At 65.3% G+C, this 20922-nt stretch carries 20 protein-coding genes; 9 read left to right on the top strand and 11 right to left on the bottom strand.

Annotated features, from left to right (window positions below; translation table 11 throughout):
- Nucleotides 1-10 precede the first annotated feature (10 nt).
- A complete protein-coding gene (locus ACIP90_RS03830; RefSeq protein ID WP_400577118.1) occupies nucleotides 11-748 on the bottom strand; it encodes a LysR family substrate-binding domain-containing protein in 738 nt (245 codons plus the stop codon).
- Nucleotides 749-839: 91 nt separating this feature from the next.
- On the opposite strand from ACIP90_RS03830, the gene ACIP90_RS03825 reads away from it, so the two are divergent.
- The 4 genes from ACIP90_RS03825 (at nucleotide 840) to ACIP90_RS03810 (ending at nucleotide 5076) form a co-directional block, all read left to right on the top strand.
- Nucleotides 840-1238 (top strand): DUF5997 family protein, encoded by a 399-nt coding sequence (locus ACIP90_RS03825; protein WP_400577115.1) that lies wholly within the window; start codon nucleotides 840-842, stop codon nucleotides 1236-1238.
- Between the two features lie 342 nt (nucleotides 1239-1580).
- On the top strand, nucleotides 1581-3869 hold the full coding sequence (locus tag ACIP90_RS03820) for a fibronectin type III domain-containing protein (protein WP_400577112.1): 2289 nt from the start codon (nucleotides 1581-1583) through the stop codon (nucleotides 3867-3869).
- Between the two features lie 195 nt (nucleotides 3870-4064).
- Complete coding sequence (locus ACIP90_RS03815; protein ID WP_400577109.1) at nucleotides 4065-4490, top strand: Hsp20/alpha crystallin family protein; 426 nt, start codon at nucleotides 4065-4067, stop codon at nucleotides 4488-4490.
- 265 nt (nucleotides 4491-4755) lie between these two features.
- A complete protein-coding gene (locus ACIP90_RS03810; protein WP_400577106.1) occupies nucleotides 4756-5076 on the top strand; it encodes a hypothetical protein in 321 nt (106 codons plus the stop codon).
- A gap of 106 nt (nucleotides 5077-5182) precedes the next feature.
- Here ACIP90_RS03810 and ftsH read toward each other — a convergent pair whose 3' ends face one another.
- The gene (gene ftsH / locus ACIP90_RS03805) at nucleotides 5183-6997 is read right to left on the bottom strand and encodes an ATP-dependent zinc metalloprotease FtsH (protein ID WP_400577104.1); all 1815 of its coding nucleotides are present in this window, start codon (nucleotides 6995-6997) and stop codon (nucleotides 5183-5185) included.
- 573 nt (nucleotides 6998-7570) lie between these two features.
- Here ftsH and ACIP90_RS03800 point away from each other — a divergent pair.
- A complete protein-coding gene (locus ACIP90_RS03800; protein ID WP_400577102.1) occupies nucleotides 7571-8428 on the top strand; it encodes a hypothetical protein in 858 nt (285 codons plus the stop codon).
- Nucleotides 8429-8640: 212 nt separating this feature from the next.
- Nucleotides 8641-8943 carry a DUF4193 domain-containing protein gene (locus ACIP90_RS03795; RefSeq protein WP_400577100.1) on the top strand — a complete coding sequence of 101 codons (303 nt, stop codon included), beginning with the start codon at nucleotides 8641-8643 and terminating at the stop codon, nucleotides 8941-8943.
- A gap of 7 nt (nucleotides 8944-8950) precedes the next feature.
- Here ACIP90_RS03795 and ACIP90_RS03790 read toward each other — a convergent pair whose 3' ends face one another.
- The 4 genes from ACIP90_RS03790 to ACIP90_RS03775 all read right to left on the bottom strand — a co-directional run bounded on the left by ACIP90_RS03790 (nucleotide 8951) and on the right by ACIP90_RS03775 (nucleotide 12726).
- Nucleotides 8951-9727, bottom strand: coding sequence for an SDR family NAD(P)-dependent oxidoreductase (locus ACIP90_RS03790; RefSeq protein ID WP_400577099.1), 777 nt, complete (start codon nucleotides 9725-9727; stop codon nucleotides 8951-8953).
- A gap of 29 nt (nucleotides 9728-9756) precedes the next feature.
- A complete protein-coding gene (locus ACIP90_RS03785) occupies nucleotides 9757-11136 on the bottom strand; it encodes an MFS transporter (RefSeq protein WP_400577096.1) in 1380 nt (459 codons plus the stop codon).
- Between the two features lie 133 nt (nucleotides 11137-11269).
- A complete protein-coding gene (locus ACIP90_RS03780; RefSeq protein ID WP_400577093.1) occupies nucleotides 11270-12304 on the bottom strand; it encodes a PHP domain-containing protein in 1035 nt (344 codons plus the stop codon).
- 44 nt (nucleotides 12305-12348) lie between these two features.
- Nucleotides 12349-12726 (bottom strand): VOC family protein, encoded by a 378-nt coding sequence (locus ACIP90_RS03775; protein ID WP_400577090.1) that lies wholly within the window; start codon nucleotides 12724-12726, stop codon nucleotides 12349-12351.
- Between the two features lie 135 nt (nucleotides 12727-12861).
- Between ACIP90_RS03775 and ACIP90_RS03770 the strand changes: the two genes are divergently transcribed.
- A complete protein-coding gene (locus tag ACIP90_RS03770) occupies nucleotides 12862-13497 on the top strand; it encodes a hypothetical protein (protein ID WP_400577087.1) in 636 nt (211 codons plus the stop codon).
- Between the two features lie 15 nt (nucleotides 13498-13512).
- Here the strand turns inward: ACIP90_RS03770 and ACIP90_RS03765 are convergent, their stop codons facing one another.
- The 3 genes from ACIP90_RS03765 to ACIP90_RS03755 form a co-directional block, all read right to left on the bottom strand.
- The gene (locus ACIP90_RS03765; RefSeq protein ID WP_400577085.1) at nucleotides 13513-13995 is read right to left on the bottom strand and encodes a pyridoxamine 5'-phosphate oxidase family protein; all 483 of its coding nucleotides are present in this window, start codon (nucleotides 13993-13995) and stop codon (nucleotides 13513-13515) included.
- A gap of 105 nt (nucleotides 13996-14100) precedes the next feature.
- On the bottom strand, nucleotides 14101-15615 hold the full coding sequence (locus ACIP90_RS03760; protein WP_400577084.1) for an APC family permease: 1515 nt from the start codon (nucleotides 15613-15615) through the stop codon (nucleotides 14101-14103).
- A gap of 56 nt (nucleotides 15616-15671) precedes the next feature.
- Nucleotides 15672-17108, bottom strand: a complete 1437-nt coding sequence (locus tag ACIP90_RS03755) for a flavin monoamine oxidase family protein (protein ID WP_400577083.1) — start codon at nucleotides 17106-17108, stop codon at nucleotides 15672-15674.
- Between the two features lie 144 nt (nucleotides 17109-17252).
- Between ACIP90_RS03755 and ACIP90_RS03750 the strand changes: the two genes are divergently transcribed.
- Together ACIP90_RS03750 and ACIP90_RS03745 are read left to right on the top strand one after the other, a co-directional pair.
- Nucleotides 17253-17981, top strand: a complete 729-nt coding sequence (locus tag ACIP90_RS03750) for a TetR/AcrR family transcriptional regulator (protein WP_400577082.1) — start codon at nucleotides 17253-17255, stop codon at nucleotides 17979-17981.
- A 120-nt stretch (nucleotides 17982-18101) separates the two neighbouring features.
- Entirely contained in the window at nucleotides 18102-18440 is a 339-nt protein-coding gene (locus tag ACIP90_RS03745) for a GYD domain-containing protein (RefSeq protein ID WP_400577080.1), read from the top strand.
- A gap of 69 nt (nucleotides 18441-18509) precedes the next feature.
- On the opposite strand, the gene ACIP90_RS03740 is transcribed toward ACIP90_RS03745, so the two are convergent.
- Together ACIP90_RS03740 and ACIP90_RS03735 are read right to left on the bottom strand one after the other, a co-directional pair.
- Complete coding sequence (locus tag ACIP90_RS03740) at nucleotides 18510-19823, bottom strand: Nramp family divalent metal transporter (RefSeq protein ID WP_400577078.1); 1314 nt, start codon at nucleotides 19821-19823, stop codon at nucleotides 18510-18512.
- 115 nt (nucleotides 19824-19938) lie between these two features.
- The gene (locus tag ACIP90_RS03735; RefSeq protein WP_400577077.1) at nucleotides 19939-20874 is read right to left on the bottom strand and encodes a dihydrodipicolinate synthase family protein; all 936 of its coding nucleotides are present in this window, start codon (nucleotides 20872-20874) and stop codon (nucleotides 19939-19941) included.
- Nucleotides 20875-20922 lie beyond the last annotated feature (48 nt).

Below are 20922 nucleotides of genomic sequence, written 5' to 3'. Positions count from 1 at the left end.
GGGCCAGGTTCTAGCGCTTGCCTTTTTTCCGTGAGCCCTTGCCGCGGCCCTTATCCGGGTTCGGGGCGTAGCGCTGGGCCACCCTGGGCTTCTTCACTCCGGTCCCCCGCCGGTCCGGCTTCGGCTCCTTCTTGGGCTTTTCCACCTTGGCGGACGGCTGCCGGGAGCTCTGCGCAGTGCGGCCGCGGACGATGCCGACGAACTCCTCGATCACCTCGTCGGTGGCATCACTGGGCCAGGCCAGGGCAATCTCGGTGCCCGGCGCTCCGGTGAGACGGCGGGCCACGGTGTCCTTGACGTTAAAGTGCCGGGCTACGGACATCGGCAGAATCAGCAGGCCTGCCCCCGAAGCAACCACCTGCAGGGCGGTTTCCGGGCCCCCAAGCTCGTCGGCGTCGAGGAAGGTTTCCTGTGCGAGGTCCTCGAGGGCCACTTCCTCGAACACGGCGATCTCGTGCCCCTTGGGGGCCACCACGACGGGCTGTTCCTCATACAGGGGGATGACGTTGAGGCCCTCGCGGTCCACGGGCAGGCGGACGAAACTGAGATCCGCCGAACCGTCACGCAGGACCGAAAGCTGCGCCCCGCCGTCGGACATGAACGAGCGCAACGGAACATGCGGCATCCGCTCTTCCCAGCGCCGGATCCATTTCCCCGGCGTGACTCCGGCGACGTAGGCAAAGCGGAGCTGCCGCTGCCCGGGTTCCGGCGGGGCGGGGGCTAACGTGGATTCATCTTCAGCGGGCACACGTTCACAGTACGCCAGTGGCCCCCGTGGACGGACGGTGCCGGTCCTGCCGTTGGTGCGCTGCGCGCCGGCAGCCGGATACCCTTGAAGCATGACCTCTGCTAACTCCCAGTCCATGAAGCCGGCCACCGTTGCCAAGAAACTTGGCATCTATCTGCCCGCAACACCCCAGGAGTTCCAGGATTCAACCATCACCCGCGAGGAGTTCGCCGAGCTCCAGGCCAATCCGCCGGAGTGGCTCGCCGAGCTGCGCCGCAACGGCCCCCACCCCCGCCCGGTGGTGGCGCAGAAGCTGAACGTCTCCATCAGCGGCCTTGCCCGCGGCGGCGTTGACGAGGCGCTGACGACGGCGGAAATCACCGCGCTGCTGCAGGCTCCCCCGGCGTGGCTGGTCACCGAGCGGGCCACGCACGCAGCCGTCCGCGCCGAGGCGCAGCGCGTCAAGGAAGAAGCCGCCAAGAAGGACGCCAAGAAGGCCCGCCAGGCCTGAACTGGCTTCTGTTACACGGATCCCGTCCCGGCCCTTGGAAGTACCGGCGTGCTGATCCCCCCACCCTAGGGGGACCGCATGCCCGCACGGGGCTCGGCCCCGTGCCCGGGTTTTAGGCCCACGGAAGGCTGGCAACACGCTTCATTCCGGCCGTCGCAGCGAAAGTTGACCGTCGCATTCCCCCGCCCCCTCCCCCAGACCCCTGGGGGACCATGGGCACCGCCAATACGGTGGTTGGCGGCCCTCGGGCGGCCCGGGAAGCACAGCATTTCCGCAACCCGGGTCACCAAGTCTGTGGTTGTGCGCGAAGGTCTTGCGCATCTCTAAGTCGATGGGGTCACCATGAAGCCAGCACAATGCAAGCCGGGTGCATACGCATCTCTTCTGCCCGGCACCCGAAGGGCAGGGATCGTTGCCACCGTTTCGGCCGTGGTTTGCGCAACGTCCGTCTTCGCCATTCCACCAGCCAGCGCTGCCGTACCCACCTTCCCCGACAACATCGTGGTCTTTCCCGACCGGGATTTCATAACCATTGAGGGCTACCAGGACCGTATTGGGCAGTCCGCGACCGTCGAGGTCTCGCGGCCCAACGCCGGAGTCATCGGGTCCGCCCGCAGCGAGGTTGCGGCAGGGGATGTGGCGTTCGAAATCAACCACCCCGGCGGGGTCTGCTGGGGCGCCGGCACGGGCGTGAATGTCACTCCGGACATCCGCCCCGGGGACGTAGTCTCGATCAGGTTCGACGGCGAGGGTGCGAACGCCGGCGAAACCAAGGTCCAGGACACCTACGTGACCGGCAGCTCCGAGCTTAACGGCAACACCGTCACGGTAAAGGGCTACCTTGGCAGCGGTGTCGATCCCGACCAGATGGAACAGCGCATCATTGAGCCTGCCCTGAACGAGACAGGAGTGGGCCGCCGGGATGTCCGCGCCCTGCCCGGCCCCCTGACGCCCTCGGACAAGGGTGGCTACTCGTCCGGCCTGGAGATCTCCGGGAACACCTTCACCGCCACCTACGTTTTCGATGAGCAGGCAGCGGCCGAACTGGCCGCGAACGCCGCCGGCGCACGCTCCATGGCATGGGAGGTGACAGACGTAGACGGCAACCGCCAAGGCCTGACCATCTCCGAATACGGCGAACCAGGAGGACCAGGGATGGGCGGCTGCCCCAACGGGCCGCTGCAGTCCGGCCCGCCCGCGCCCTCCAACATCACGGCCGCCAACGTGGCCGGAGGAATCAAGCTGAACTGGAAGCCCGCAGCGGCCATTCCAGGCACTCCGGCCATCACCGGGTACCGCGCCGTAGCAGTGGGCAGGACCGAGACCCACAACGAGAAAGAGGAAATCGGCAAGCGGATCTCCGGAGCAGGAGCCACGGGAACCACGATCACCGGCCTCAAGTCCGGGGAGGAGTACGACGTCTACGTCGTGGGCGTGAGCAGCGTGGGCGAGACGTTCCCGGCAGCGCACGCAGTGCCCCAAACGGACGGCACCGCGCCGACCGTCACGGCTTCACCCAACGGACTTACGTCCCCTGTCGCCCAGCAGGTGACGCTGACCGCCAGCGAAGCGGACAGCGACATCTACTACACCGTTGACGGTTCGGATCCGGTCGTCTCGGGCGGCGGCCTCGGGGAAACGGCCCTTCGCTACGAGGGTCCCCTGAACATCACCACCACGACGACGCTGCGCTTCGCGGCCTTCGATCCCTCCGGCAACGTCTCGGAGATCCGCGAGGCGACCTTCACCATCACCAACGATCCCGTTCCGGCAGCACCGACCGCCCCGCTGGCCGTGGCCGGCAAGGGCACCGCAACGCTGTCCTGGAACGCACCGGATCCCGGTGCGGAAGGCCTGGCCATCAGCGAATACTCCGTGCAGGCTTACACCGCGGACGGCACCGCCTTTGGCACAGCAAGGTCTGCCGGCACCGCCACCACGTTCACCTATGACGGACTCGCCGCTGACACCGCGTACCACTTCACCGTGAAAGCCAGGAACATCAACGGCTGGGGCGCGGAATCCACCAAGAGCATGAGCATGACCGCCGAAGGCGACGTCGTAGCCAAGGCCGGGCCGGACCAGGCAGTCGCCCGGCGCACCACGGCAACGACCGTGACGCTGGACGGCACCGGCTCCACCACCACCGGCGCCACCTATCTGTGGGAGCAGGTCCTTGCCGGAGCCACGGATCCGAACAAGGTCACTTTGAGCGGGGCCACCACCCTGAAGCCGACGTTCAGCCTCCCGGTCTTCAGGTACCCGATGACCAACAGCCCGCTCACGTTCCGGCTCACGGTCACGGCCGGCGGCACAGTGAAAACGGATGAGGTCCGGGTAACGCCCGTTCCTGACCGGGTGACCGTCAGCAGCGCGCAGTGGAAGAGCGGCGACTTCCGGATCTCAGGGACCGGCTCTGTCGTCGGCGCCACGGTGACCATCCGGGTCGGCGGACCCACCGGCAGGCTGCTCGGGCAGGTGGCAGTCACCGCCGCCGCTGCGCCAGCCACGGGAGGCGAGTTCAGCCTGCGGCTGCGCAACGCCGCCGCCGGCACCACCAACCCAGGCTCCATCTATGCTGAGTCAACCGTGGGAGGCACCACCGGCCCCGTCCTGGTAGCCAACAAGTAGGACCAGCCCGCCTCAGAAGTCCGGTGGTTCCCTGCGGGGAACCGCCGGACTCGCAGCCTGCAGTAATCAAAGCCAGCTCCGTCTTCAGCTGGCAAATATTCCCGAGAGCCCTATTGTCAGCTGCTGCTCCCGGTGCTATTTAAATCTATGTCAGCGGATATAGATCCGGTCACTCGATGATCAAGGAGGTATGTCATGTTGATGATGAGCGATCCCTTCCGCCAGCTCGACCGGCTGACCCAGCAGGTGCTGGGAACGACCGCACATCCGGCCGCGATGGCCTTGGATGCCTGGCGTGAAGGCAATGAGTTCGTGGTGGCGGTTGATCTGCCCGGCGTGGAGGTCGACTCGATCGATGTGAATGTTGAGCAGAACGTTCTGACGATCCGTGCCGAGCGAAAGGACGCCGTCGGTGAAGAGGTTGAACTGCTTGCTTCGGAGCGGCCCCGCGGGGTCTTTAGCCGTCAGCTGATCCTGGGCGAAGCGCTGGACACGGAAAACGTGAAGGCCGGCTATGACGGCGGCGTCCTAACGCTTCGCATCCCGGTCGCGGAGAAGGCACAGCCCCGGAAGATTGAAATCACATCCGGAGCTGGCGCACAGCACCAGATCAACGCCTAAAAGACCGGGAGGGATGCCGAAGCCAAGGCTGCCTATCGGGCGGTTGGCTTTCATCAAGAGCGCCACTGCGTCTTTAGCGCACAAGCAGCATCAGGCAGAGGCACCCCTCCCTCAGAGCGGTCTCCGGTCCCTGCGTTCCCGGGGACCGCTGCATGCCCGACCGCGGAACACAACCCCATCAGGACCAGGCGGAAGCAGCGCGCCATCGCCTGCTGATTCCACCGGGCATGGTGGTCCTGAGGCGACGCGAATGGAGGTAGGGACAATGACAATCCAGTACATGGACGACGGTTTCGCCCCCCATCTGGACCGGGGATTCGCAACGGCAAGGACGCGTCTTGAGCCAAGCAGGCTGGGCCAGGATCAGGGCGGAGAGGCGGAGAAGCATTCCCGGGCCATGGTGGAACATATCCTCGCCCTCGAACCCGAGCGTGTCCCTGCCGTTACGGCCGAATTGTTCGCGGAGGCGATTGCAGTGGCCAATGCCGTCCGCCAAGCCCAAGGGAGAGGACCCGTTACATCTTTCCGGGCCCGGGACTTCTGGGAAATCCTGAAGGACCTGATCGACAGCGTCCTCGAACAGTAATCACCCGGTAAGGCCTGGCTCCTCCGGAGCGCAGGAGGGGGAGGCCCGGGTCAGGTGATGCCGGCCGGTTCTGCCACGGGTGGTCCGCGTCTGCGAAGCAGGTCGATTATTGATTCAGTTGTTGTCCTGCCAAGGCGGCTCCTCCGGCGATCGGGGGCCGCTGGATGCCTGCGGCCTCGTAGATTTCCGGCTCGTCCAGGGTTTCCTTGTCCAGGACCCGCTCAGCGAGGGCTTCCAGCCGCCACCGGTGCTCCTGCAGAAGTCCCTTTGCCCGCGTGTAGCATTCGTCCACGAGTGCCCTGACTTCTTCGGCCACAGCGTCCAGCATGCCCTCGGAGACACCGGCGACGCGGGGGTCCCCTTCTTCCGGCAGCACCTGGACCGGGCCGATGCGCTGTGACATGCCCCAGCGACCGACCATCATCCGGGCGAGGTGGGTGCTGGTCTGAAGATCGCTTTCAGCACCAGTGGTGACGACACCGAAGACCAGTTCCTCCGCGGCCATCCCGCCCAGGGCGCCGACGATTCTGCCCTTGAGGTAGTTCTCGTCGTAGCCGTACCTGTCCGTGTCCGGAGTTGAGAGCGTCACACCCAGTGAGCGGCCGCGGGGAATGATGGAGATCTTTCGGACCGGATCAGCCCCTGCCTCCAGCATGCCCAACAGGGCGTGCCCGGACTCGTGGAAGGCTGTCCTCCTGCGCTCCTCCGCCGGCATGACGACGTTGCGCACGGTACCAAGCTGGACCTTTTCCAGGGCATCGAGCAGGTCACGCTGGTCGACTTCAGAACGGCCCCGCTTCACGGCCAGCAGGGCGGCCTCATTGATCAGGTTGGCCAGTTCAGCCCCTGTCATCCCGGGCGTAACCCTGCTCAACGCCTGAAGATCAGCGTCCTGGGCCAGTCGGACATTGCGGGCGTGAACGCCCAAGATCTGTGCCCGGCCTTTCTGATCCGGGGCATGGACGGTGATGGAGCGATCAAAACGGCCAGGGCGCAGCAGCGCCGGGTCCAGAACGTCGGGCCTGTTGGTGGCGGCCAGGACAACCACACCCTCCGAGGAGGAAAAGCCGTCCATTTCGGTCAGAATCTGGTTCAGCGTTTGTTCGCGTTCATCGTGTCCACCCACGGCCAGCGACCCGCTGCGTTTGCGGCCGATCGCATCAATTTCGTCGATAAAGATGATGGAAGGGGCGGAATTGCGGGCCGTCTGGAAGAGCTCACGGACCCTGCTGGCACCCACTCCTACGATCATTTCAACGAATTCGGAGGAACTGGCGTGAAAGAACGGCACGCCGGCTTCCCCCGCCGTTGCTCTGGCCAGCAGGGTTTTCCCTGTTCCGGGCGGGCCGCTGAGCAGCACGCCCTTGGGTGGTTTGGCTCCGATCACCTGGTACTTATGGGGTTCCTTGAGGTAATCGACAACCTCGGAAATTTCGGCTTCGACCTCATCGATCCCGGCTACATCCTTGAAGGTCACCCGGATTTTCTCCGGGTCCACTGGCTGGAACTTCTTCCCCGCCCCCATCCCCAAGATCCCGGACTGCCGTCTGAGCAGCCACAGATAGAACAGGACAAGCAACGCGATCGGCGCCACGGAGATCAGCAGATTGAGCAGCAGACCCCGTTCCTGGATCACCGGTGTAGCGCGCACGGTGACGTTGTTTTGTTCCAGCGCCCCCAACAGGTCGTCATTGGCGAAGACGGGCCGTTCGGTGCTGAACTGCCGGTAGTTCTCCCCCGCTCCGGGCAGGGGCCGGTCCTGCCGGAGGCTTCCTTCGATGGTGTTCCCGCGGGCGAAGATCTCCGCGACGTTATCGGCCTCGACCTGGACCTTGAACTCCGTGTACGACACCTGCTGGGGCCGTACGGACTGGTCCTGGACAGACAGCACCACGAAGACCGCCAAATACAGCAACACCATCCACAGCGCCCTCCTCCACCAGCCGCTAGGGGCTTCGGGGCCATCCTGGCCACCACTCGCGCCCTTCCGGTCCGGCAACCCCTCTGTACGCCAGGGGACCCACCGGGAGCCGCGACCAGTATCTGGCTGGGCATCGTGTTGAACCTGTTGATCCTTCAGCGTGGAATGATCCGTCATGACTTCCACCTCCGCGCCGGCCGTGCACCGCAATTTCCCTTAGTGAAGATTTATACCGCCGCCGGAGCGCGGTCAATCCCGGGGCAACGCCCGCACTGCCAGGTCGGACGGGGCTCCCTGACTCTAGGCCCTGGCCATGCGGCGGCACGACGGCCGGGCAGGAAGCACACCCATGGACAGCCCTGTGAGCTGCGCGTACGCTGGATTTCCCAGCCGTCCCATTGCCTTTTGAAGGGTCGCAGTGGCAGTGCGAGCAACAGATAACGAACACTTCTGCGAGGCGGAGCAGAACAGTTTTCCCGCGCGCCATCTCGGGATGGGGCCTGATAGGCAGATCATTCATATCAAGGTCAGGGAACTGACCAGAATCTGGCCCCGGCCATGAACCTGGCAGACATGAAACAACGGCTCGCGGACCTTCTTGGACGCCAACCGCAACAACCGCGTTCAAGCGCTTCGGACCGGGACAGTGACCCGGATTGGCTGGACATGTCCCAGGGCGAGGAAAACGTGGCCCGCCGGGCCGGCATCGCCAGCGCGGACGCCGCAAATCTCAAGGAAATGCACGACCGCTACTACGATCTGGCCCTCGGTTCCCTGGACCGGTCAAAATTCGCGGCGGAAACCATCCAGAGGGCCTCGGCCGCCATAGCCGCCCTCTATACCGGCGTTCTTGCACTGGTGTTCTCCGTAACGGACAACCCGCTTCCGCTGCGCGGGATCATCGCTCCGATTTTCCTCGGAGTCGCCGTCGTTCTCTCCAGCGTCTACCTCACCTACCTGGTGAGCCCGCCCCGGATCGATCCGGGCTGGGACGTCCAGAGCGCTGCTCGGGAAAAGAAGGCCTATGCGCGGCTGAACACTTTCATCGACGACACCTCAGCAATCGTGAAACGCCAGATCGAGCTGCTCGGGTGTTCACTCGCAGCTCTCTTCGTAGGACTGGCAGCCATCTCGCTGCCGTTCCTCGGTGTACCCCAGGCGTTTACCGTTGCCCCGGATGGTGACGCCGCCCGTATCGTGACCGACTGGCCTAAGCTCGATCCAGTCGCGGCGGGGCTACCGTCGGAACTGTCCGTTGAACTGTACAAACAGCAGGTCGCCGAGGCCGCCGCACAGAGGGCCAACGAACAGAAGCCGGGCGCCATCCCGGAACCAATCGGATACTTCTGGTTCCTCCTTGGCACCGGCACCGTCATCACCGTGGCTGGCGCCCTCCTCCCTCTCAGGAGGCAGATAAAACAGAAACGGTGACGGCCTCGCACCGCGGTCAGGACGGCGCTCCCCCGGCAACAGCCGGAGAAGACAGCGCGGGCATGATCGGCTCCACTGCCCCATCCGCACTCTCAACGACTTCCTTGTTCTCCGGGGTATGCTGCGTGCGCGGGAATACCTGGCGTACCAGTAGAGTTGATCCCTGCTATCGAGTGCCATCCCGGCGCTCATGCGAAGGAGTGAAACCACCAATGGCAACCGACTACGACGCACCCCGCGTCAGCCAGGACGAACAGCCCGGGGCCGAATCGCTCGAAGCGATGCAGTCCCAGCGCGGCGGATCCCAGACTGCGCTGCTGGACGTCGAGGAGGCGGACACCGCGGAAGGCATCGACCTCCCCGGCGCCGACCTCTCGCACGAAGAGCTGCTCATCCAGGTCGTGCCTGTTCAGGATGACGAGTTCACCTGCATGTCCTGTTTCCTGGTCCACCACCGCAGCCAGCTCGCGCGGGAAAAGAACGGCAACAAGTACTGCTCGGAGTGCGAAGGGTAACCGCCCGTCAGGAAATCTGCAGGCCCCCGTTGATGTCGTAGGTTGCCGCCGTGATGTAGCCGGCATCCTCGCTCATCAGGAACACCATCAGCGCTGCTATGTCCCGCACGGTGCCCACCCGGCCCACCAGGATGTCGGCGGACATGGCAGCCTTGCGCTCCTCGGTCAGCGTTCCGCCCATGATGTCCGTATCCACGGGACCGGGTGCCACGCAGTTGACGGTGATGCCGTACTGGCCCATTTCCCGGGCCAGCGCCCGGGTGAAGCCGATGATGGCCGCCTTCGAGGCGCTGTACGCAACCTTTGAGTAGGTGCCGCCCCCGCGCTGGGCGGAGATGGAAGAGACGCTGACGATCCGGCCAAGTCTGCGCTCAATCATGCCCCTGAGGACGCGCTGGGTGACCAGGAACGTGCCGGTCATGTTGATCTTGAATACCCGTTCCCACGCCTCGAGCGTCTCGTCCATGAACTCCGTGGGTGAACTGATGCCGGCCAGGTTGGCGAGGCCAACGATCGGCGGCAGCGTGGATTCGACCTCGTCGATGGCGGTGTTAACTTTTGCCTGGTCGGAGACGTCGGCGCCCACCCCGAGTGTCTGGACGCCGTAGACGGCGGCAATTTCCTCGGCCGCCGTCTTGGCCGCGTCGCCGTCGATATCCAAAACCGCCACCGACCAGCCGGCGCTGGCGAGCATCTCCGCCGTCGCCCGTCCAATGCCGCGCGGAGACGCTGCGCCGGTCAGCACCGCGGTCCGCTCGGCGGGGAACGTTTCGTGATGAGTCATGGTCTGCAGCCCTCTCGTCGCCTGGCTTGTCAGCTCTTGATGTCGAACTCGTCGGCGGCAACAGCTTCCTCACCGACCGTTGCAGGAGTACCGGGCTTCACGTGGCCCTCCGGACGCCTGCGCGCGTAGAGATAGGTGGCCACTGCGGTGATGCCGAGGCAGGCCGCCAGGAACACGAGGCCGGAGCGGTTGTCTCCCGTGGCGTCGTTGAGCAGGCCCACGGCGTAGGGGGCCACGAAGCCGCCCAGGTTGCCCAGGGAGTTGACCATGGCCAGGCCGGCTGCAGCCGCGGCGCCCACCAGTGCCGTCGAAGGCATTGCCAGGAACGGAGCGATGGCTGAGTAGATGCCCATGGCCGCCAGGGTCAGCGCGATCATGGCCAGAACCGCATTGACCTGCACGAGATAGCCGGCGGCCAGGAGGCCGATGGCTGCCATCACCATGCTGATGCTGGCATGCATGACACGGTTGCCCGTGCGGTCCGAGCGCCGGCCCCAGAAGTACACGAAGACGGCGGCGATGGTGTACGGGATTGCCACGATGAAGCCAACCTCCGTAGTGGTGAACCTGCCCAAGGCCGCAACGATGGTCGGCATCCACAGGCCAAGGCCGTAGATGCCGCACACCAGGCCGAAGTACAGCGCCGAGTACGCGATGGTCCGCGGATCCTTGAGCCCGGCCAGGAAGTGGTGCGGCTGGCCCTTCGTCCTGTGGGCGAGCTCATCGTCCATGGTCTTGGTCAGCCATTCGCGCTCGTCCTGGGCCAGCCAGTGGGCGTGGCTGGGCCGGTCCGTCATCAGGATGGGGGTGAGCAGTCCGAGGAGGATGGCGGGGATGCCTTCGATGATGTACAGCCACTGCCAGCCGTGCAGGCCCCAGATGCCGTCCATCTGCAGCAGCAGGCCGGAGACCGGGGCGCCGAGGGCGTTGGAGATCGGCTGGGCCAGGATAAAGATGCCGAGCACGGTGACGCGCTGCGCGGCGGGGAACCACAGGGTCAGGTAGAAGAGGATGGCCGGGAAGAAGCCTGCCTCGGCCGCGCCGAGCAGGAACCGGATAATGTAGAAGGTCACTTCGCCGTTCACCAGAGCCATGGCCGTGGCGAAGATGCCCCACGACATCAGGATGCGGGCAATCCACTTGCGGGCGCCGAACTTGTACATCCCGCCGTTGCTCGGGATTTCCAGCAGTGCGTAGCCGAGGAAGAAGATGCCCGCGCCAAGCCCGTACGCGGACGCGCTCAGGCCGATGTCCTCGCTCATCGTCAGCTTGGCGAAGCCGACGTTGTTCCGGTCCAGGTACGCAATGAAGTAGAGCAGGACGATCAGCGGCATCAGGCGGCCGCGCACCCGCCGCAATGTTCGGCGGCCCAGCTCGTCCAGGTGGTCAGCAGGATTCACGGAAGACATGGTGCACCTCGCTACGAGAGACACGCCCGCCGGGCTTCCTCAGCGGAACATTCAAGGTTTACCACTCGGCAACGAAATAGTCACCCTACTTACTAATATCTGAGGAGCTGCTCCCACACCCGGCGGGAGCGTGCTACTCCCGCGACCGGAGCCACTCCAGCAGGCGCTCCAGCGGCCAGGTGGTGATGATGCGCTCTGCCGGGACGCCGTTCCGTTCAGCCCGCTCCGCGCCGTACTGCAGGAAGTCCAGCTGGCCGGGAGCATGGGCGTCGCTGTCGATGCTGAACAGGCACCCCGCATCAAGAGCCAGCCGCATCAGGTTGTCGGGAGGGTCCTGCCGCTCCGGACGGGAATTGATTTCGACGGCGACGCCCGCCTCCGCGCACGCCGCAAACACCCGCTCGGCGTCGAATTCTGACTCCGGCCGGGTGCCCCTCGAACCCTGCAGCAGACGGCCAGTACAGTGCCCCAGCACGTTGGTGTGCGGGTCGCGAATGCCGCTAAGCATCCGCTCCGTCATGGTGCGCCGGTCCGAGCGCAGCTTTGAGTGCACGCTGGCCACAACGACGTCGAGCCGTTCCAGCATGTCAGGATCCTGATCCAGTTCCCCGTTCTCCAGGATGTCCACCTCGATTCCGGACAGCAGCCGGAACTCCGCGCAGTCCTGGCGCGCATGGGCCGCATTGACCGCGGCCACGGCCTCGAGCTGGTCGCTGAGGCGCTCGGCGCTCAGTCCGTTGGCGATCTTGAGGTTCGGGGAATGGTCCGTCAGGGCAAGATATTCGCGGCCCAGGTACCGGGCGGCGTCCGCCATGAGGTCAATGGGCGATCCGCCGTCGGACCAGTTGCTGTGGCAGTGCAGGTCGCCCCGAAGCTGGGCGCGCAGCCCGTTGCCGCCGGCGGCGAGCGGCTTGGCACGGCCCTGCCTGAGCTTGTCGAGATAGTCAGGCACGGCACCGTCAACGGCCTGCCGGATGACCTGGAACGTCGTGTCCCCGATGCCCTTGGTCCGCTTCAGCCTGCCGTCCCGCGCACGCTCAGCCAGGTCCTCCGTCTCGAGGTCCGCAATGACACCGGCAGCCTTCCGGAAGGCCTGCACCTTGAAGGTGGGCGCGGCGCTGCGTTCCAGCCAGAACGCGATCTCATTCAGGGCGTCAACGGCGTCCATTCAGTCCCTTCCGCAGGCCGGTCCGGCGCCACAGCCATTGGCTGTCAGTCCTGGTGCAGCTGGATGTAGTTGCCGCAGCCGTCGTCGAAGACGGCCGACGTCCCGGACGGATCCTCCGACGGTTCGCCCTGGAACGGGATCCCGACGGCGGTGAGCCGCTCATACTCGGCCCGCACATCCGGAGCGCCGAACACGATCGCCGGGAGCCCGGCGTCATGAAGTCCGTTCATGTACGCGGCGGCGATCGGGTTGTCGCTCGGCTCCAGCAACAGCCCCACACTGCCGGCATCACCGGGGTCCTTGACGATAAAGAGGTTGTGCTCTGGCATGGCCATGAGCGTTTCGAAGCCGAGCGTCTGCGTATAGAACGAGTGCGCTGCCTGCGGGTCCCGGACGTGGATGCTGCACATTTTAAGTCGCATGCCGCCAACGCTACGCCGCAGGCCGCCCGCTGCAAACCGTTTCCGCCGTCCAGGGGACCATTGACCGGCGGCACCGGAGGGGCTGGAATTGAAGTGGAGCCCAAGTCCCGGGCCCCGTTGCTTGGAGGTGGTGCAGTGTCCGCCGTTATCGAAGCCGTCCCTCTTGGGGCGCTGCAGCTTGTCTTCTGGGGTGCCGTGCTCGTGGCCGCCGCTGCCTGCACCGTCTTCGCCGTCCGGCACCATGCCGGAAAGTCCGACGGCGACCCGTCAGATCCGCTGTTCTGGGACGTTTTCTGGGGTTCTGCCGTGATCCTCCCGGCACTCCTCATCCCGGCGGTGGCCTCGCCCCCGGCCGGACTGGCGCTGGCGGCGGCAGCCTGCGTCAGCGGCGTGGCCGCCTACCGGACCAGCCCCAGAGTTTTGGGCTGGTACTCGTCCAGGCGCCGGCAGCGGGAGGAGCTGCCCGCCCTGCAGGCCGCAGCCAACGTTCACAACGCCGTCCTGCAGCGCTGGCAGCGCTACGAACTCGACCCCGCGCTGGCGATTGATTTTCCGGCCATGTCCGATGTGCGCCGGCCGGAAACGGCGGCATTCGTGAAGGCCATGCGGGAGGCGGAGCTATTGAAGACCTTGGCCGCACCCGGCTACCTGCAAGCCGTTGACCGGCTCGACGCGGCGCTGCGCTGCGCTGAAGCCGCAGCGGGGGCAGCCTGCGGTGAAGGCCCCTCCCCGGAAGCCCCCCGATCTCGGAGCGCTTCCGGGAAGGCCTGAGGCGGCTAAATGGGGCTACAGCTCCACCGTGCCGCTTTCGCCGACGCTCATGCGGCTGTGCGTGACCTTGGACTTCACCCACTGCAGCACAGTGGCCGCGGTGCCGCCGGGGCTGGTCCAGTATTCCGCGGAGTCGGAGTCCACGCGCAGCAGGACCACCTCGGGAGTGTCCGGCCCGTCCGGGAACCATGCCTCGGCCGCCTGGTTCCACAGCTCACGAATCTTGTCCCGGTCCCGGACAACTTCGGCGGTCCCGGCCACCGAGACCCACTCGGTGCGCTGGCCGAAGGACACGTTGACGCGCGGATGCGCGCCGATGTGGGCCACCTGTGAGGTTCCCTCCCCCGTGAAGAACCACATGTCGCCGTCGTCCTTCACGTCCTGCACGGCCAGCGGCCGGCTGACCAGCGCGCCTTTTTCGTTGATGGTGGTGAACATCCCGATATGGGAATCGTTGATGATGTCCGTGACTTTGCTGATGTTGGCGGTTTCCGGCATGCTGTCACCTCGTTCTGTTCAGTACGTGCGGTTCAGTGTGGGAACTACCCCTCGGACCACCTTATTAGTAAGCGTGCTTACTTTCTACCCGCTGCTGCAAGGGCATCAGCGCCCCGGGGCCAGCACCTCACCCCTAAAGAACCCCGGCCGGATCCTGGCCATCACCAGCATGACCACCACGCCGAGCAGGATCACACCCATGCCCAGGATGAACACCATGCCGATGCCTCCCACGGATGAGCCCGAGCCGTATGCGGGATCCATGGCGTCGTAGGCCGTCTTGACGAACATGACCAGCAGGATGACCCCGCCGAGCAGCGGCGCCAGGAACTTGAAAAAGAAGGCCCGGGCGTTGCTGAAGGCCACTGCCCGGAAGAACCAGACGCAGGCCAGTGCCGTGATGCCGTAGTAGAAGCAGATCATCATGCCGAGCGCCGTGATGGTGTCCCAGAGAGCGTTCTCCGAGGTGGTCCGCGTCATCACATAGAACCCGGCGGCTGCGACGGCGGCGGCAACCGTGGCGTAGCCCGGCGACTTGAAGGCCGGGCTGACCCTGCCGAACGTCGCGGGCAGCGCCTTGTAGTGCCCCATCGCGAGGAGCGTCCGCGCAGGCGACACAAACGTGGACTGCAGTGAAGCCGCCGAACTGCTGAGGATCGCCAGCGACATAAGGATGGCGAAGGGACCCATGACCGGGCCCGCCAGGACCGCGAAGATGCTGGACTGGTTCTCCGGGTTCCCGGCGCCCAGCCCGCTCTCCCCCACTCCGGCGAAGGAGAGGGTGGCCAGGGCGACCAGCATGTAGATGGCCATAATCACGACGACGGTCACGGTCGCGGCACGGCCCGGCGTCTTCTCCGGGTTCCTGGTTTCCTCGTTCATTGTCAGCGTCACGTCCCAGCCCCAGTAGATGAAGATCGAGAGCGAGACTCCGGCCGTGAAGGAGGAGAACGAGTCGACGGCGAACGGGTTGAACCAGTCCGGCGAGATGGCCGTGGCGTCGAAGGCGGAGCCGTTGGCTATGTGCAGGAACGCGGAGACGGCGAACCAGCCCAGCACGAGCAGCTGGAACCCCACCAGCACGTACTGGACGGCCTTGGTGGTTTCCATGCCCCGGTAGGAGACCCAGCAGGCTGCGGCGATGAACACCAGGGTGGTGGCGATGTTGAGCGGCAGGTTGGCAGAGAGCTGCGCCAGTTCGGGATTGCCGAAAAGCTGCGCCAGCATGAGGTAGAAGAAGTCGACGGCGACGGCCGCCAGGTTGGACAGCACGATGATGGTGGCGGCGATGAGCCCCCAGCCGCCCATCCAGCCGATCCACGGGCCGAAGGCGCGGGTTGCCCACGTGAAGGAGGTTCCGGCGTCGGGCATTGCGTTGTTGAGTTCGCGGTACCCGAGCGCCACGAGCAGCATGGGGATGAACCCCACCAGGAAAATGGCCGGCAGGTGCACGCCCACCTCGGACACTGTCGGACCGAGTGCCGCGGTGAGCGTGTATGCCGGTGCGATGCACGAAACGCCGATCACCACCGCGCCGAGCAGCCCCACGGACCCGGCCTTGAGGCCTTTTTCACTGAGTTTCTTGTGCTCGCCCTGGGCGACAGCGTCTGTGGTGCTCATGGGATTGCCTCTTCCGGATAGTTCATTCGCCGTTGAATGGGGTGGGTGCGGCCGCGTCAGCCGACGGCGGCCGCAGCCTCGACCAGCCGGCGGTCACCGAATGCACCGGGTGCTTCTGCGGCTGCTTTGGCTGCTGCCGCGATGCGGGCAGCGGTGGCCTGTCCCAGCCGGACTGCCCCGTCCACGTGCTGGTAGCCCTCGGCGGCGAGGTCCGAGGAGCACCAGTAGATGGGGCCGACCGGGGTGTGCTGGTCCTTGCCGTAGCGGTGGAGGCCGCCGAGGTCGTAGCTGGAGGCGTAGGCTCCGCGGGTCCACTCCTCGGAACCCCAGTCGGATTCGTAGTAGACCTCCGGGTCCAGAGCCTTCTCGCCGAGGAACCCGGCAATGGATTCCAGGATCGCCTGTTTGCGCGCCGCTGCGTCCAGCTCGAAGACGGCGTCAGCCTTTTCGTCGGAAACGAAGCCCACCAGCGTGCCGCGGGTGTCGCCGTGGTTGGTATTGTCGTAGACCTCCTGGACCAGGGATCCTGCCCCGAAGCCGGTGCCGGAGAGGCCCTCCTCGCGCCAGAACGGGGTCCGGTAGACGGCGTGCACCTTGATCACGAGGCCCAGCGACTGGTGCTGGTGCATCTGGTGCTGCCGGCGGGGCAGCGGCGGGTCGAAGGAGACGCGGGAGTACAGGTTGGGCGGCACCGCCATGATCACGAAACGGGCGTTGACGGTGGCGCGCTCGGACACGGCCGTGACGCGGTGGCCGCTGCCGCCGTCGGCCTCCCAGTGGATGGTGCGCACCGGGCTGTTAAGGACGACGTCGTCCCCCAGTTCCGCTGCCTGCAGCAGGGAGACCTGCTGCATCCCGCCGATGACCCGCTTGTCCAGGATGAAGTCCTCGTCCGTCAGATGGGTGAACGATCCCGCGGAGGCAGCCATCAGCACTGCCTGCAGGGTGGAAAAGGCGTGGGCGGGCTTGGTGAGCATGCCGCCGGCGATGAAGAGGCCGATGTTGTTGCAGGCTTCTTCATCGCTTGAGTGCTGGCGGAGCCAGTGGTGGAAGGAAACGGTGTCCAGTTCCCGCGCCTTCGGGTGGGCCCACGGCGCGGTGGGGCCGATTTCCGCAGCCAGCCCATCGAGCAGGCTCACGAGCTTGTTCATCTCGGCAGCGGTTGACGCGCTGACGGGGAAAGAATCCCCCGTGTAGCGGACGGGGGTGCCGTCGGCGCCGATGTAGACGGATTCGCCCTCACGGTAGCGGGAGTAGGTTTTCAGGCCCAGCTCGTCCAGGAGGGCCAGCAGGGCGGTCTGGTCCGGTGAGACCCACTGCCCGCCGATTTCCAGGGTGGCGCCGTCCACGGTGTCGGTCCAGGTCCGGCCGCCCACACGGTCGCGGGCCTCGAGTACTGCCACCGTGAGGCCGGCCTTCTTCAGTTCACGGGCTGCCGTCAGCCCGGAGGGTCCCGCGCCCACGATCACGACGTCGCGGTCAAAATTCAGCATGATGTCCTCTCTCTGTGGCCGCCCAGGTGATGCGTACCACTAAATGAATGTCATTCATTTATGAGAAACTATAGCCGCTCCGTCCGTGTACGGGAAGAGGCTGATGGAATACTGATGGAGAAACCGCCTGCAGAAAGGCCACCAATGCCGGCATCACCCGCCCCGGGAAACACCGCCCCGGGAGAGACTGCCGTGGAAGACGCGGCACGACGCAGCCTGACGGCCGGACCCGACGCCCGGCGCCGCGCCGGCCGGCCGGTCGGCGGGGTCCTCGACAAATCCGGCATCACCCGCGCTGCGCTCGAACTGGTCGAGAAAAAGGGCTATGACGCCCTGACCATGGCCGCGCTGGCCCGCGCGCTGAACGTCGCGCCGTCGGCGCTGTACAACCATGTGAAATCCAAACGCGACGTGCTGCTCCTGGTGGAGGACCACCTGGCTGCGCTGGTGGACCTCTCAGCCTTCGACACGGAACCGTGGGAAGAGGCGGTACGGAAATGGGCCTGGAGCTACCGCGACGTCTTCTCCCGGCACACCCCGCTGATCCCGGTCATCGCCGTGCTGCCCGTAACGGACGCCCCGCAGACCCTGGCCATGTATGAAACGGTCAGCGCCGCCTTTCGGGAGGCCGGCTTCCCGGAGGAGCGGATCGTCTCCTCCATCGTGGCGCTGGAGTCCTTCATTTTCGGTTCGGCCTACGACGTGACCGCGCCGGCGGACATCTTCGACGCCGGTTCCATGGCCGATGCGACCCCGAGCTTCACCGCTGCCGTGCAGAGCCTGGCCGAGCAGGGCCATGAGCGGCCCGCCGACGTGGCCTTCGCCCTGGGCCTCGAGGCGCTGATCTCCGGGCTCGGCGCATTGCGGAAGTAGCCCGCGCAGGCGCTTTTGGCGCCCCCGTGAGCGCGAAAATCATGGCCATTGCCGAGCGGACAGCTCGCTGCCATTCTTGGTGCATCCGCACTCCCGACTGCGAACAAAGGGGACGAAATCATGCCGCTCTACCTGTCGAAGTTCAGCTACACACCGGAGACCTGGGCACGGCTGGTCAGCAAGCCCGAGGACCGGAGGAAAGCCGCACAGGAATACATCGAAGCCGTCGGCGGGAAACTCCACGGCTTCTGGTACGCCTTTGGCACCCACGACGGCTACAACCTGTGGGAGGCTCCTGACAACGTCTCCATGGCAGCGGTTGCGGTGGCCATCAGCGGGGGCGGGGCGCTGAGTTCAATGGAAACGACAGTGCTTCTGAGCGTGGACGAAACCCTGGAAGCCCTTCAGAAAGCCGGCCAGATCAAGTACCGGTCCCCTGGCACCCTCCCCGAGGATTAGGTTGCCGTGCTGATGCCCCCGTCCTATGCAGACGGGGGCAATGCACGCTTGCCTTCTGGTTGGGGACTGCTATCCGAGCAGGGTGGTGATGAGCCGCACTGAGGAAGCGATGATGGCGATGAGCCCGATGGCGCCAAACAGGTTGTGCCACCATTTGTTGCGGAGCTCTCCCATGACAGCGGTTTTGTTGGCCATGATGGCGATCAGGATGCCCAGCAGTGGTGCGATGAGGACGGTGAGGGACTGGGCGATGACAATCAGGCCGACGGGTGATGACTGGAAGGACAGGGTGATGATGAGTCCGAAGGCCAGGATCACTCCAGTGACGATGCGGGCTACGGGTGATCCTGCCTTGGCGCCGCGGCCGAGGGCGTCAGAGAGCATGGTGCCGCCAGCGGTGGCGTTGGCGATCATGGATGAGAAGGCGGCCCCTGAGAGTCCCAGTGCGAAGAGCATCGCTCCGACAGGGCCGGCGAGGGGTGTGAAGATGGAGGCCAGGGCGTTGATGGTCCCGGCCTCGGCTCCGGTCTTACCGAGCACGGCTGCGGCGACCATGATGACGAGGGCGGTCATGATGCCGGGTGCGACGATGCCGGGGATGGTGTCGACGAGGGTGATGTCGCGGTAGTCGGCCCGGGTGCGGCGGTGTTCCTTGACGCCGTAGGAGGTGTAGAAGGCGGCGTTGATGGAGAAGTTTGTTCCGACGAGTGCCACGATGAGGATTTCGCTGCCGGCGGGCAGTTGCGGGACCATGCCTTGCATGGAGCGGTACCAGTCGGGTTGGGCGACGACGGTGCTGGCGATGAAGGCGATGCCCATGAGTACGACGATAACCAGGAGGGCTTTTTCGACGATTCCATAGACATTTTTGAAGGCGAGGACGAAGCCGACGGCGGCGGTGCAGACGACCGTCCAGAGGACCGGTGATCCGCCGAATATCAAGGAGAGTCCCAGGCCGGATCCGACGGCGTTGCCGACTGAGAACATCAGTGTGATGCCGAAGACGCCGAAGCCTGCAAGGACGCCCACCCATTTGCCGAGGTGGTCTTTGATGGAGGTGATCAGGGAAATGGGTGTGGCGATGCCGAGCCTGACGCTCATGTCGGTGAAGAAGATCATGAGGATGGTGGAGACGGCGATGACCCAGACGAGGCTGTAGTCGAATCGGCTGCCGGCCTGCACTGCGGTGGTGAGGTTGCCGGGACCGAATTGCCAGGCTCCGACGACGAAGGCTGGACCCATAAGAGCAAGATAGCCAAGGAAGGTCCGGCGCTTCGGAGCGTCAGTTGTCAGTGGATCGGATGCAAGTGAAGCTTGTTCGTTGCTGACCGCATGCCCCGGCAGGACCTTTACTGCGTGGGCGGTCTTGTTGTGCTCGCGCATTGGCGAGTCCTCCTTCTCCAGCTGCGTTGCTGGGGTCCTCTTTGACCGGTGGGAGCGTGAAGTTTCTGAGAGGGGTGGCGGGCCATTGTCGGCCCGCCACCCCTGAATTGCGATGTTACGCAGGTACGGTGACGTTGCCCAGATTGGCGGACTGCAGGGCCTTCGCGATCTCGTCTCCTGCACCTTCAGCAAGCGGAAGCAGCGGCGGCCGGACGGTGGAGTGCTCGAGGATGCCGCGGGCAATGAGGCCTTCCTTGAGGGCGACGGTGCCTTCCATGTGGGACCCGCGGTGGTACACGTTCTTGGTCACGGGCAGCAGGCGGTCGTGGATGGCGCGGGCGGCTGCGTAGTCCTTGGCCTTGCCGGCGGCGATCAGCTCCACGAGCGGTTCCGGGGCGAGCCCGCCGTAGCCCACCAGTGCGCCGTCGACGTCGAACATGGTGTGAAGCAGGTACTCGTCATGGCAGGTCAGAATCTGCAGATCGGGGTAAGTTTCGCGCAGGACCGGGATCTCGGTGTCCCAGCGCTTCATGTTGCGGACGCCGTTCTTGGTAGCGAACACGCCCTCCATGCCGGCGATCTCCAGCTGGGTTTCCAGGTCGTAGGTTGCCTTGGTGGCATCCGGGTACTGGAAGAGGATCAGCGGCAGGCCTGAGGTTTCGTAGAGTTCCTTGTAACGGGTCTGCGGGGCGCCCTTCTGGTAACCGAAGCGGAGCCAGCCGTGGGACGGGTAGACCAGACCTGCCTCGGCGCCTGCCTCAACGGCACGCTTAGCTTCCAAGGCAGCAACGGTGTTGCCCTCACCGGTGATGCCCGCGATGATCGGGATCTCGCTGTTGACGGCGTTCTTGAACTCACGAATGACGAGGGCCTGCTCTTCCTGGGTCAGGAAGGTGCCTTCGCCGGCGTGACCGAGAACCACGAGGCCCTTGACGCCGTCGACGCTGGCCAGCCAGCCCCCGAGGCGGTGGATCGCGTCGACGTCGACGCTGCCGTCCCGGTTGAACGGCGTTACAGGTGCGGGAACCAGCCCGCGGAGGTCCATGGTCATAAGAGCTTCCTCTGTCTTGTTGATCGAAGTCCCGCTAGGATGATGTGA

The sequence above is a fragment of the Arthrobacter sp. NPDC093139 genome (assembly GCF_044754165.1).
Taxonomy (GTDB): domain Bacteria; phylum Actinomycetota; class Actinomycetes; order Actinomycetales; family Micrococcaceae; genus Arthrobacter.
This window is presented reverse-complemented; position numbering and strand designations above follow the sequence as displayed.